We start from the raw sequence: 13,060 nt of genomic DNA, 5'->3' as shown, positions 1-13,060 counted from the left end.
AATTACTAAATTTCAACCACTTTAAAGAATCTTATGAAGAAGGAGGAAATAGAAAAAGCCGTCGAAGGATATCGACGGCTTTTTCATTGTCCGAATCAAACCTTCCGAAGATAGCTCCTCACGTTTCTTAGTCAGAAACGTGACAGTGCTGTACCTATTCGATAACAGCCCCAATCTGCTTTAAAAGAGATTTAAAGCAAACTTCGGCAACTTTTCCTTTCAAACGTAGTCCACGATATCTCTTTATCTCGTACGCTTTAATATTAAAAGTTGCAACCTCTACTCAATCGGTTATGAGGAAGTATTAAATTATTATTCTAATATAATAAATGAATGCAAGCATAAAAGCAAATGGTAATTTACGGTTGTCTAATATTGGCACCGCCAAAAAGGCTCCCAACACAGCCAATAGAAAAAGCATTATAAGAACACTAATACGAGCTACGTTATTTTGATAGCTTGAATATTTGGTGCGTTAGTTAAAGTAATGAAGGCTGCTGAAGCAGCCTTCTCTAGAAGTATTTATTGTAGAAATCTTGCCTTACTTTCCCGCTAAGATGGGCATAGACACTGGTTGTTTCACTTTTTTCGTGTCTGATTAAAGTCTGAATAACTTCAAGAGGGGTCCCATTATTTAATTAATGAGTCGAATAACTGTGGCGAAATTGGTTCGGATGGATGTTTCTATCGAAGGCTGCTCTTTTAGAAACCCTCTTGATAATCGTTAGTTAGAAATCCTACTCGTTTTCATAAAGATATATACAGATGGATTAATTTTATGGGTAATAATGGAAGTGGTGTTGAATTAAATTATGGTTAAATTGGAGTGAATTAATTGAACAAAATGTATCCAGGTCTTATCTTATCCTTAGTAGGCATTATCTTCTTAATATTATCATTAACAGTATCAATGCCAACAATATTATGGGCAGTATTACTCGGGACAAGCATTATTTTAAATATTGCCGGTACTGCGATATCAATGCTGTTTATTAAAACATCAAAAGAGAGTTTCTTATTAAAGTGGCCTATGTAAAAAGGTCACTTTGTTTTTTATTCAATTTCAAACATATGAATAACATAGAAAAAGGATTGCTTTCATAGCCACTTATGATCTACTACTTACCAATTTTTTCTAAATTCTTATTAAACTAAAGCACCCTATTGTTTAAGTACATTTGTTCACAAACTACATTATTTTAACGGATTCTTTTAAAGTTATTTGATTTTCTTCATCCCATAATTCATAAATTTCAAAGGTACCTTCCTCAAAAAATAATGGAAATCTTCTTTTAAACCAAGGTTGCATAGGAAGATTTAATGCTTCTTTAATCGGCACCCATAATAATTCACCTTCAGGTGGATTGGTTAATAGTTCACCTTCAAATGATTTAGCCAAATAATTAAAAACCATATACCTATAATTCTTTTTAGGGTCCACGTATTCATCTAATCCTTTATAAACTATATCACTTACTCTCAATCCTGTTTCTTCCCAGACTTCACGAATCGCTCCTTCAGTTAGGCTTTCAGGAAAATCCACTTTTCCGCCAGCCCCAATAAACCCTGGGAATCCCAATTTGCTCGGTCGATTTATTAATAAAACCTTATCTCCATCTTGAACTATACACATAGTGTATAAATCAACTTTAAGCATTTACTCATTCCTCCTTTATTGGAAATTAGTAGTATTAATATACCTTAGTTAGTAGTTTTATTTAACTAAGCTGACCCGTTAGTGTAAAAAATAAGGAAAACAAAAAGGGGGTAGGGAATGTAACCATTCCATACCCCCTTTTTCGATAATCTGAGCTGACAAAATTATTGTCAGCTCTTCTTTTTAATTCAGTGAATGGCAAAACATCCTATTGCAAGGATTCCTTTATGGATGATGAATACGCCTTTACATATAGCTTCAGTTCATCCATAAGAGCCGCAGCCAGTAAAGCCGGATCAGGATTCAGCGTGTCATTTTCATAATCAAAGCAGTGAGGATCCAGCACAAGCTGCTTAGGGATTACATTTGCATAAAGCCCCCTTGCAACGGTTCTCATGTTATTCAGTGCATTGATTCCGCCTTTTCCCCCGCCTGCGACAACCAGCAGGGCCACAGGCTTATGAGAGAATTGCTCGCTTCCCAGAAAATCGAGCGCATTTTTCAATGCACCGCTCATTCCTGAATGATACTCCGGGGAAGCCAGGATAATTCCGTCCGCTTCTCCTGCTGCTTGGCGAAGGCGTTTTACATCTTCATTCTGCAGCTGTTCGTCTTCTCCGCTGTATAAAGGCAGTACTGCCTTGCTTAAATCAATAATTTCCGCCTGCAGATTTTCAGCCATAAACCGTGCGGCAATCCCAGTACGGCCATTTTTGCGGGGTGAACCTCCAATAACCAACAATTTCATGATAACTTTCTCCCATCGGTGCAGTTTGTCACTTTTCAGTTATAAACAATCAATCTTGCCAATTCTATGATTAAATAAGTTTATTAATCTTTGACATAAAGTCTTCTATAACCCCTGATAATTTCCCCTCTGCTTCTTCCATACTTGATCCCTGAACGCCAAAGTAAAATTTAATCTTCGGCTCTGTTCCTGATGGTCGGAGGCATACCCACGTTCCATCCTCAAGGAAGTATTTAAGTACATTGGATTTAGGAAGCGTAATATTTGTTTCTTCATTATTCTCCCACGAAAATCTTTGGCCGCTTAAATAATCCTCGCTCGTCACTACATTTTTCCCTGCAATTTCTTTTGGAGGATTTTCACGGAATTCATTAAGTATGCCTTGAATCTGGGTAGCCCCATTTTTCCCTTTTAGAGTCAGTGACCGCAAGCCTTCCATGTAGAAGCCATATTTCCTGAATACATCCAGCAGGCCCTCATACAAGGTTTTCCCCTGCTTTTTATAATATGCGCAAACCTCTGCTGCCAGGATGCTTGCCTGAATGGCATCTTTGTCTCTTGCAAAGTCCTTAATCAGATATCCATAGCTTTCTTCATAGCCAAACAAAAAGGTCTTTTGGCCCGTACGATGGAACTCGCTGATTTTTTCTGCAATAAATTTGAACCCTGTAAGGACGTCTATAGTTTCCAGGCCATAAGAGCTTGCTATAGTCCTTCCTATTTCTGATGTAACAATTGTTTTAAGGACGGCTCCGTTTTCAGGCAGGGTTCCTTTTTCTTTCTTCGAAGCAAGCAGGTAATCCAGCATTAGAGCACCTGTCTGGTTTCCTGTCAGAACCGTATAGTCGCCTTCTAGGTTTTTAACGGCAATTCCCAAACGGTCAGCATCAGGATCTGTTGCAATCAGGATGTCTGCTGAAACTTCTTTTCCAAGTTCAATTGCCATTTCGAAAGCGGCATGTTCCTCAGGATTTGGCGAGGCAACCGTAGAGAAGTTTGGATCTGGCTTTTCCTGTTCTTTAACGATATGGACATTTTTGTATCCTAAATCTTTCAGTGCACGCCTTACTGACTTATTCGAGGTGCCATGCAAAGGAGTAAATACAATATTAATATCCGTTTCAGACGAAAGGCCCTGGTTTTCAGGAAGGGTAAGCAGCTTGGCATTATAGGAGGCATCCAGCTCTTCTCCAATGATCTCAATAAGCCCCTTTTCCATCAAAGCGTCTTTCTCTTCGACCTGGAGGATTAATTCATTTTCTATTTCATTGATAAATCCGATGACTTTATCTGCAGCTTCGAGGCCAAGCTGTGCACCGTCCTCTCCGTAAACCTTGTATCCATTATATTCAGGAGGATTGTGGCTGGCGGTGATGACAATACCGGAAACAGCATTCAGTTCCCGCACAGCAAACGACAATTCCGGAGTCGGCCGCAGTTCATCGAATACATATGCTTTAATGCCGTTTGTGGCAAGCGTCTTTGCTGCCTCCATAGCGAATTCAGGAGACTGGTGCCTGGAATCAAATGCAATTACAACGCCTCTTTTTTTGGCATCCTCACCGAATGAATGAATATACCTGGCAAGTCCAGTAGTTGCTTTCCGGACAGTGTATATATTCATCCTGTTTGTCCCTGCGCCTATTTCCCCGCGCATTCCGCCTGTGCCGAATTCCAGGTTTTTATAAAATGCATCCTCAAGCTTTGCATCATCGTGCTTCATTTCCTGAAGCTTTTCACGAAGATCTGAATTTAAGTTTTGATAACTTGCCCATGAAGAATAGAGTTCTTTCCATTCCATTGTCCTCAGCCCCTTATTTGTAAAATTTATTATTTTATGTATATTTTAAAAGGTATCATAATCTATCTAAATTGAGAAGGTACTTGCGGGCCAGCCATTCTTTAAAATGTTTCTTTTTAAAGAAAACAACTGGCCCTCAGCACTTTCTTTATTTAAGGCCTGACTGATATTGAATTTTATAGATATCATGCCTTCTGTCCTTAAGCTGTCTCACTGTGCCGGATTGCCTTTGGCGGCGCAGTATTTCAAGATCCACATCCCCGATCAGGACCATTTCCAGATTCGGATTTGTTTCCCCTACAATTCCATCGCGTGCAAATTCAAAATCTGAAGGAGCGAATATACCGGATTGCGCATACTGGATATCCATATTTTCAGTTTGGGGCAGATTTCCGACAGTACCTGAAATAACTGTGTAAATCTGGTTTTCCACCGCCCGTGCCTGCGCACAATAACGAACCCTGAGATACCCCTGGCGATCTTCGGTGCAAAAAGGAGTAAATATGATTTTCGCTCCCATTTCTGTGGCAATACGCGCCATTTCAGGAAATTCGATGTCATAGCATATCTGGATGGCTATTTTCCCGCAGTCAGTATCGAATACCTTGACCCTGTCTCCTGCATTGATTCCCCACCATTTTCTTTCATTCGGGGTAATGTGAATTTTATACTGTTTCTCAATCGTTCCGTCCCTGCGGAATAAGTAGGCAATGTTGTAGATGTTTTCATCATCTTCTTTGACAAAGTGCGATCCCCCGATAATATTTACGTTATATCGGACTGCAAGGGTAGTGAACAATTCAATATATTGTTCCGTAAAGTCCGTCAGTTTCCTGACTGCCAGACTTGGTGTACGCTCATTCAGGAAAGACATCAGCTGTGTTGTAAAAAGCTCGGGAAAAACAGCAAAATCAGCGTTTGCATCTGAAGCAACATCGGTAAAATATTCGACCTGGCTGGCAAAATCCTCAAACGAATTAATCTGCCTCATCATATATTGGACCACACAGATCCTGACTGGTTCTGAAGTTTTAAAGAATGTCTTAGTTTTAGGATGGTAATCCACATTGTTCCATTCCATGAGCGTTGCATACTTATTGGATTGTTTATCATCCGGAAGGTAGTTAGGATTAATCCTCATTAAAGTAAAGCCGTTTAAAAGCTGAAAAGATAAAACCGGATCATAGATTTTATGCAGGGATACTTCCTTAACATATTCCCTTGGTGACATCTCATCAGCATGTTTATGGTAATTAGGGATCCTTCCGCCAATAATGATGCTTTTCAAGTTCAATTCTGCCACTAATTCTTTTCTGGCCTCATAAAGCCGCTGGCCGATTTTCATGCGGCGGAAATCAGGATGAACCATAATTTCAATTCCATACAGGTTATATCCATCAGGGTTGTGATTCGTAATATAGCCATTGTCTGTTACATCATCCCAAGAATGGCGGTCATCATATTCGTCAAAATTTATGATTAAACTCGAACAAGAGCCAATTACGCGGCCATCATATTCGGCACAAAACTGGCCGTCAGGAAAAATATCCAGGTGGCTTTCCAATTGCTCTCGTTTCCATGGAATCATTCCGGGAAAGCAAACCTCCTGCATAGCAATAATCTCATCTATATCACTGTGCTTCATTTTCCTTATTTCCATAATTTTTTCAAATTTATGCAAATCAAGCTTTGTCATTATGTGCAGCTCCTTTATGTAAACCAAAATCAATATGTTTTACCCTTTTTAGCGTAAGTCCAAACGAATATATTGAAACTTCCCATATCCCGTCATATCTATAGGAATCCCTACTTTAACAGCATTTATTACACGCTGTTGTTTTATTAATGCTCTTTTCTTAAAGAATGTTGTTTTTTAAGAAGCAATCCCGTTGTTAAACCGGGCTGATTGGAGTGTAAGGTGCGAGACTCCTGCGGGATTAGCGGGAAGCAAGCATCCTGGATCCCAGCAATGTATGCGCAAACAGCCCTTTTAAAAGAGAGACAGCAAGCTTACCTCCTTCCCGCTTTCCTGATCAGCACGAATAAACCAGCCATTACCGTTATAAAAGGCACAATTATTTTACATATACCACCTTTGCATACTATAATTTTTAATAGAAAATAATATTAGGTGGAGAAAAGATGAATTTCAAAAAAGGCAATAAAGATTATCTCCTTTTCCTTGCTTGGATCTCAGCAATTATTGCCATGTTTGGCAGTTTATATTTTTCTGAAATAAAACACTTTGAGCCTTGCAAGCTATGCTGGTATCAAAGAATCCTCATGTATCCTTTAACAGTGCTTTTAGGTGCGGCTGTCGTCAAAAAAGATTACCATATCGTTTTTTATACGATGATGCTATCAGGAATAGGCATGTTCTTGTCAGCTTATCATTTTTCCATTCAAAAAATTCCTTTTTTCACGCAACACGCTGCATCCTGTGGCAGAGTTTCCTGCACAAGTGATTACATCAATTGGTTCGGCTTCGTAACCATCCCGCTGCTCGCCTTGATAGCGTTTGTAATCATCTTCACTAGCAGTGCTGCGGTATGGAAGCTCAACAGGGAGGCTGCTTCATGAAGAAATTTGCCATATTTCTACTGGTTGTCCTGGCTTTGTTTATCACAATCAGCCTTATCAGTTCCATGCAAAGAAATGAGAGGTCTGAAGGCAATCCCTATGGCAAAAAAAGTTTAAAACCCGCAACAATAGGCCAATTAAAAGATCCAAATTACCAGAATCTGATTTTGCCTGATGAATTAAGCAAAAAATTAAAAGATCACGAAAATACAGTGGTTTATTTCTATAGCCCAGACTGTAAGGAATGTATCAAAACTACACCGGTTGTTGCGCCCTTGGCAGAAAAAATGGGAATCGACCTTGTTCAATACAACCTGCTGGAGTTTCAAAGCGGCAAAGAAAAATATCATATTGAATCAGCACCAGCCGTTATTTATTATAAAAACGGGGTTGAGCAAGACCGAATTACCGGGTATAACGGGGAAAAAGCGTATATGAAATGGTTCCAAAAAAATAAAATAGAATAGAGCGCATCCAGCATAAAGAGGCTGACTCAAGGAGTCAGCCTCTTTACAGCGCTTGTAAATTCAGTAAATAGTCTTTAAAATAGGGCTTTGTTAAAGTAAAGTGCTGATTGATGAAGCGAACGCCTCCCCCCTGCTTAAATCATTATTGGGGTACTTAAGCTTTTATGAAGCCTTAAATTAAGTACTGGTTGGCAGGCACACAATTCATCGTTAATGCGGTTTCATTTTCATTACATTTCAATGATGCAAAGTTATCTAAGAAAAACGGAAAGAAAATGCCGGAATCATTTAATAAAGATATATTGCGCATAAATAAAGCCGCAGACTGTTTATCTAACGGAAACGGGCTCAGCTTTTCTTTTTTTTCCAGAATAAACTGAATTACCTGAAGGCAGGTCATCACTTGATAAGCTTCTTTTAACGTTCCGCAATACGTAAAGCAATTTTTTTCAACCTGAAGAACCCCAATTTCTTGAAAATGGAGGATTTCATCAAAATGAAAATATTTGGGAAAAATGGAGCTGTAAAAGTAAGAGACCAATTTTCCAATTTCCTGTTCTTGCTCAGAGGTTGAAGAATAAACAATCTTCACAAAAAAACCACCTTTTACGTCGTATAGACCTATGTTATTCATCGGTTTAAACTTCTATATCTTTACAATAGAATATCATATTATGATTAAAAAGACGGTGGTAATTATACCCACAACAGAAATTTAAATAGGTCTAACGGAGTAGTTTTTTACCGAATTAAGACAAAAATTCTGTCATATATTGTCGAATTTTTGATGATAATGTCGAATTTAGGAGGATTATCAATGAATATTACCAGAAAAAGGAGTCATCTTGTAATCACAATTCCGGGTAAATGGAATAATTTAACGATAGATGATTTTTTCCGCACGGCCCTTCAGGCTCCCAAAAAGTTAATACATGAATGGAGAATGAGCAAAAACATAACCTTAAATGATGTCCCTGTTAAATGGTCCTCAATACTTAAGGAAGGCGATGAAATAAGCATTCCCGTTTTTGATGAAGAGATAGAAAATCCAGTCGTGCCAAATGATCTTGGCATTTCAATACTTTATGAAGATGACCACCTCTTAATAGCCAATAAACCCGCTGGAATGGATACACATCCTTCAAGCCAAGAAATCTCAAACACTTTGCTTAATGGTGTGGCTTATCATTTAAAGGCCACCGGACAGAATTGCATGATAAAGCATATTCACAGATTGGATAAAGATACTACCGGTGCTGTCATATTCGCAAAAAATCGCTTAGCGGGAAGCATTCTTGACAGGATGCTTGAAGAAAGGGAAATATCGAGAACCTATCTGGCAATAGCAGAGGGCTTAATAGAAGGAGAAAAAGGAACAATCCGAACGAATATTGGCCGGGATCGGCATCATCCGACAAGAAGAAGAGTTTCTCCATCAGGACAAACTGCCGTTACACATTATAAAGTGGAAAAAAGATGGCCAGATAAAAAAATGACATTAATCAGCTGCACACTTGAAAGCGGACGGACACACCAGATCCGTGTTCATTTAAGCTCAATAAACCACCCTTTAGCAGGGGACGTATTATATGGAGGAAAGAGAATTTTCCCCCGCCAGGCACTTCATGCCCGAAAAATAACTTTCATACACCCTTTGACGGAACAAGCTGTAGATTGTGTTGCTCCTTTCCTGGATGTGCCTCCTATTTTCTAACTATGTTTCTTAGCTTTTTAACAGCAATAGCCAAAAATCAAAAAAAAAACCTTCCCGTTATAGGGAAGGCTTTTTTTGTTAAGACGCTCTTCTGGTTCCTCTTAAGATCATGCTTAAGATGAAAACTAATACAATGGCACCAATTAATGCTGGAATGATGGCAAAGTTTCCGACAACCGGACCCCAGTCTCCCAAGATAAGTGAACCTAACCATGCACCAATGAAGCCTGCAATGATGTTGCCGATAATTCCAAACGGTACGTCACGACCAACGATCATGCCTGCTAGCCAGCCTATAATTCCTCCGATGATTAATGACCATAAAAATCCCATTTTAAATTCCTCCTTAAATTTTTGTTAGTTATGAAGCTCTTCTAGTTCCTTTTAAGATCAAACTTAGAACGAATACTAATACAATCGCGCCAATCAATGCTGGAATAATGGCGAAGTTTCCTACAACCGGACCCCAGTCTCCCAAGATTAGTGAACCTAACCATGCACCAATGAAACCTGCAATGATGTTTCCGATAATGCCAAACGGTACGTCACGTCCAACGATCATGCCTGCAAGCCAGCCTATAATTCCTCCGATGATTAATGACCATAAAAATCCCATTTTGTTTCCTCCTTAAAATTATTTTAGTTTTTTAATTCAATGTATAGTGTTCAAGAAGCTGGAGAGATATGATCTCTTTTGCCCCTGCTCTTACGGCTTACTAAGAAATTGAAGTCTTTAAAGTTTTAATAAGTTATAATGCCATTGTTTGGAATAATGAACTCTAAGTTTTTTTAATGCTGCAATCTTATTTTTTACCTTTTTGTTTTTTTCATTCATCCGTTTCTTCCGGTATCGTTCACCTTCCTTCTTTCCATATTTCTTAGTTGCTTTCTCCGCCGCTGTATTGGTTACTTTCCCCCTTTCTAAATGGATAAAACATTTTTTTTCGAATAAAAAAATGTATATTAATTTTGAATATTCTTTTTAAAACAGGGTATCAGTAGTAAGTTGTGAATATACACTGTATTTTTATACATTTTGTTGCATAAAAAAAGAAAAGCTGGGGAGCTTTCCTTTTATATGTCAGGTTCTGATTATAAAGAGTGTTGTTAAATTGGGCTGATTGAAGCGTAAGGTGCGAGACTCCTGCTTAAATTATTGGAACAGGCGAGCCCCAGCTGGTGCAGATGCAAAGCGCCGGCCCGGGGAAGCGAGCATCCCCGGGGCAGAAATCAGCCACTTATTACGCAAACAGACTATTTAAAAGATAAATTCATCAGGGTTTTTACCGAAGCGTTCATTCATGTTCAGTGCGTCTATTTTATTCATTTCTTCCATACTTAACTCAAAATCAAATACTTGGGCATTTTGTTCAATCCTTGATGGTGTTACTGATTTAGGGATGACAACAATGCCATGCTGTAAATGCCATCTGATAAGGATCTGTGCCGGAGTCTTGCCGTGTTTCTCGGCAATGTGGCTGATCGTCGGCTCTTCCAGCAGATTTCCCTGGCCGAGCGGTCCCCATGCCTCTGCTTTAATGTCATGCTTTTTACAAAACTCCCTTATTTCTTCCTGGGAGAGGCGGGGATGAAGTTCAATTTGATTAATAACAGGTGTTACTTCGCTGCTGGCCAACAGGTTTTCTAGATGGTGTATGTGGAAATTACTCACTCCGATTGCCTTGACACGTCCGTCATTGTAAATCTTCTCCAATGCCTTCCATGTGTCAATATACTTGTCTTGGCCAGGCCAATGGATTAAATATAAATCCAGATATTCAAGGCCGAGCCGCTTAAGGCTGGCATCATAGGCTGCAAGAGCAGAGTCATAACCCTGGTCATCATTCCAGACCTTGGATGTAATAAATAACTCTTCACGCGGAATTCCGCTTTCCCTGATTGCTTGTCCTACACCTTCTTCGTTTCCATAGATGGAAGCAGTATCAATCGCACGGTAACCAGCCTCGAGGGCTTTTTTTACAGATTCAACAGTCTGATCTCCATTTTCCACCTTAAAGACACCAAAGCCAAGCTGAGGCATTTCAACTCCATTATTCAGCGTAACTGTTCCTTTAATATTATTAATCATCATCAATACCCCCTTTTTTGATATGTTTTATTGTACATGGACAGGAATAATTTTACTAACCATATGCCCTGTAAACTTTCTTTTCCAGCTGCTGCCTGCGGACTGCAGGGCAAAAGCTGTCATAATCTTTGCAGATCTAGAGCAAGCTAAAAACAATAAGCAAATGGGATATACATATAAACTTGAAGGATGATCGTCATTATTTTCAATTTTCTTAATTTAGTTTGTTAAGATTTTGTAAATTTTCGTCGAAATCACTACCACATGACTGAAAAAATTCGTTACAATAAACTCGCAAGTCATGCACGCAATACTTTGCCTGCATATATGCTTGATAATAATGGGGGTCTTGAAATGGTATTCAAATCAAAGGACAAATTTGCAATTCTTCTTAATAGTATTTCTTCAAATATTAAGGAAAGCGCCGATTTCTTTGCTGATTTTAAACTGAACAATGTCAGTGACTTAAAAGTGTTTGCTGATAAAATGAAGGATTATGAACATCAGGGCGATACATACGTTCACGATATCATCAAGGAGCTAAATAACGCATTCATCACACCAATTGAACGCGAGGATATTCTCCTTTTAGCCATGAACATGGATGATGTCCTGGATGGATTAGAGCATACTGCAGCACTATTCGAAATGTACTCCATCATCAATGCTGATGAGTATATGCTGAAGTTTGTCGATGCAATCAAAAATTGTGCGTATGAAATTCATGCAGCCGTTGTGACACTTTCAACTAAAAAGCTGCAGAACATCCGTGAGCACGCAATTAAAATCAAGGATCTTGAATCTGTTTGTGACGGCATTCAGCGCCAGTCCATCAAAAACCTCTTTACTGTAGAAAAGGACCCAATCCGTATTATCCAGTTTAAAGAGATTTATGAAAACCTTGAAGAAATTGCTGATTATTGCCAGACAGTGGCCAATACACTTGAATCTATTATCATGAAAAACGCTTAAGGAGTTCTCCATACATGGATACTTTATTAGTTTTAACTATACTGATTGTTGTTTTCGCGCTTGGCTTTGACTTCATAAACGGTTTTCATGATACAGCAAACGCAATAGCAACCTCCGTTTCAACCAAAGCCTTAAAGCCAAGACATGCAATAATCATGGCTTCCATCATGAATTTTATAGGAGCCATGACATTCACAGGAGTTGCCAAGACAATCACAAGTGACATCGTTGATCCCAATAAGCTTGGCCATGGTTCGGTTGTTATACTTGCTGCTTTAATAGCAGCGATTGCCTGGAATCTTATTACTTGGTACTACGGGATACCAAGCAGCTCTTCACATGCTTTGATCGGTTCCATCGCAGGAGCAGCGATTGCAGCTTCAGGATTTGGAATAATTAGATGGAGCGGTTTTATTAAAATCCTTGAAGCTCTAATTATCTCCCCTCTTCTGGCTTTTGGGGTCGGTTATCTTATTTACAGCATTTTCAAAGTGGTATTCAAGAACAATAATCTTACAAAAACAAATAAAAGATTCCGTCTTATTCAAATATTGACGGCTGCCATTCAGTCCTATTCACATGGAACGAATGATGCACAAAAATCGATGGGTATTATCACCCTTGCTTTAATCTCTGCAGGATTGGTTAAAAGCACTGATATTCCTTTATGGGTCCAAATTTCATGTGCGGCTGCAATGGGTCTTGGGACTTCTATCGGAGGCTGGAAAATCATCAAAACAGTCGGCGGCAAAATCATGAAAATCCGCCCTGTAAATGGTGTAGCTGCCGATATTACAGGAGCTGCCATCATTTTTGGAGCAACCTTCATCCACCTGCCTGTCAGCACAACCCATGTTATCTCCTCTTCCATTCTTGGTGTAGGTTCTTCACATAGAATAAAAGGAGTTAAATGGGGCACTGCAAAGCGCATGGTGATTACATGGTTCATCACGCTTCCAATTTCCGCAACGCTAGCAGCTGCCATCTACACAATTTTAAATTTAATCTTTTAAAAAAAAATCCATTCTGAAT

Annotated in this window: 14 protein-coding genes and 1 riboswitch; of the genes, 6 read left to right on the top strand and 8 right to left on the bottom strand. The window is 39.0% G+C overall.

The annotated features are described in order from the left end of the window. Positions 1 to 103: 103 nt before the first annotated feature. Positions 104 to 290: riboswitch (Lysine riboswitch) on the bottom strand. 554 nt (positions 291 to 844) lie between these two features. After that, positions 845 to 1,036, top strand: a complete 192-nt coding sequence (locus tag BM126_RS00270) for a hypothetical protein (RefSeq protein WP_090988329.1) — start codon at positions 845 to 847, stop codon at positions 1,034 to 1,036. A gap of 153 nt (positions 1,037 to 1,189) precedes the next feature. Here the strand turns inward: BM126_RS00270 and BM126_RS00265 are convergent, their stop codons facing one another. The 4 genes from BM126_RS00265 to BM126_RS00250 form a co-directional block, all read right to left on the bottom strand. Then, positions 1,190 to 1,657: an 8-oxo-dGTP diphosphatase gene (locus BM126_RS00265; protein WP_090987136.1), complete on the bottom strand. Its 468-nt coding sequence runs from the start codon at positions 1,655 to 1,657 to the stop codon at positions 1,190 to 1,192. A 208-nt stretch (positions 1,658 to 1,865) separates the two neighbouring features. Next, positions 1,866 to 2,405, bottom strand: coding sequence for an NADPH-dependent FMN reductase (locus BM126_RS00260; protein ID WP_090987133.1), 540 nt, complete (start codon positions 2,403 to 2,405; stop codon positions 1,866 to 1,868). A 70-nt stretch (positions 2,406 to 2,475) separates the two neighbouring features. After that, the gene (locus BM126_RS00255; RefSeq protein WP_090987131.1) at positions 2,476 to 4,206 is read right to left on the bottom strand and encodes a phospho-sugar mutase; all 1,731 of its coding nucleotides are present in this window, start codon (positions 4,204 to 4,206) and stop codon (positions 2,476 to 2,478) included. A gap of 148 nt (positions 4,207 to 4,354) precedes the next feature. After that, positions 4,355 to 5,905, bottom strand: a complete 1,551-nt coding sequence (locus BM126_RS00250; RefSeq protein ID WP_177201301.1) for a bifunctional GNAT family N-acetyltransferase/carbon-nitrogen hydrolase family protein — start codon at positions 5,903 to 5,905, stop codon at positions 4,355 to 4,357. Positions 5,906 to 6,348: 443 nt separating this feature from the next. Between BM126_RS00250 and BM126_RS00245 the strand changes: the two genes are divergently transcribed. Beyond that, positions 6,349 to 6,786: a disulfide oxidoreductase gene (locus BM126_RS00245; RefSeq protein ID WP_090987127.1), complete on the top strand. Its 438-nt coding sequence runs from the start codon at positions 6,349 to 6,351 to the stop codon at positions 6,784 to 6,786. Next, the gene (locus BM126_RS00240) at positions 6,783 to 7,253 is read left to right on the top strand and encodes a thioredoxin family protein (RefSeq protein WP_090987125.1); all 471 of its coding nucleotides are present in this window, start codon (positions 6,783 to 6,785) and stop codon (positions 7,251 to 7,253) included. Before BM126_RS00245 ends, BM126_RS00240 begins: the two co-directional genes overlap by 4 nt. Before the next feature lie 172 nt (positions 7,254 to 7,425). On the opposite strand, the gene BM126_RS00235 is transcribed toward BM126_RS00240, so the two are convergent. Further along, positions 7,426 to 7,845: a DUF5365 family protein gene (locus tag BM126_RS00235; protein WP_090987123.1), complete on the bottom strand. Its 420-nt coding sequence runs from the start codon at positions 7,843 to 7,845 to the stop codon at positions 7,426 to 7,428. A gap of 225 nt (positions 7,846 to 8,070) precedes the next feature. Here BM126_RS00235 and BM126_RS00230 point away from each other — a divergent pair, with 225 nt between their 5' ends. Next, positions 8,071 to 8,967 (top strand): RluA family pseudouridine synthase, encoded by an 897-nt coding sequence (locus BM126_RS00230; RefSeq protein WP_090987121.1) that lies wholly within the window; start codon positions 8,071 to 8,073, stop codon positions 8,965 to 8,967. A 78-nt stretch (positions 8,968 to 9,045) separates the two neighbouring features. On the opposite strand, the gene BM126_RS00225 is transcribed toward BM126_RS00230, so the two are convergent. From BM126_RS00225 to BM126_RS00215, 3 genes are all read right to left on the bottom strand, one after another. Further along, positions 9,046 to 9,300, bottom strand: coding sequence for a GlsB/YeaQ/YmgE family stress response membrane protein (locus BM126_RS00225; RefSeq protein WP_090987119.1), 255 nt, complete (start codon positions 9,298 to 9,300; stop codon positions 9,046 to 9,048). Between the two features lie 28 nt (positions 9,301 to 9,328). Continuing rightward, the gene (locus BM126_RS00220; protein ID WP_090987117.1) at positions 9,329 to 9,583 is read right to left on the bottom strand and encodes a GlsB/YeaQ/YmgE family stress response membrane protein; all 255 of its coding nucleotides are present in this window, start codon (positions 9,581 to 9,583) and stop codon (positions 9,329 to 9,331) included. Positions 9,584 to 10,225: 642 nt separating this feature from the next. Continuing rightward, entirely contained in the window at positions 10,226 to 11,056 is an 831-nt protein-coding gene (locus BM126_RS00215; protein ID WP_090987115.1) for an aldo/keto reductase, read from the bottom strand. Positions 11,057 to 11,410: 354 nt separating this feature from the next. Between BM126_RS00215 and BM126_RS00210 the strand changes: the two genes are divergently transcribed. Both BM126_RS00210 and BM126_RS00205 read left to right on the top strand, forming a co-directional pair. After that, positions 11,411 to 12,028 carry a DUF47 domain-containing protein gene (locus BM126_RS00210; protein ID WP_071351350.1) on the top strand — a complete coding sequence of 206 codons (618 nt, stop codon included), beginning with the start codon at positions 11,411 to 11,413 and terminating at the stop codon, positions 12,026 to 12,028. 14 nt (positions 12,029 to 12,042) lie between these two features. Next, entirely contained in the window at positions 12,043 to 13,041 is a 999-nt protein-coding gene (locus tag BM126_RS00205; RefSeq protein ID WP_090987113.1) for an inorganic phosphate transporter, read from the top strand. Positions 13,042 to 13,060: the final 19 nt, after the last annotated feature.

It is taken from the genome of Bacillus sp. OV322 (assembly GCF_900112495.1).
GTDB lineage: Bacteria > Bacillota > Bacilli > Bacillales > DSM-1321 > Peribacillus.
This window is presented reverse-complemented; position numbering and strand designations above follow the sequence as displayed.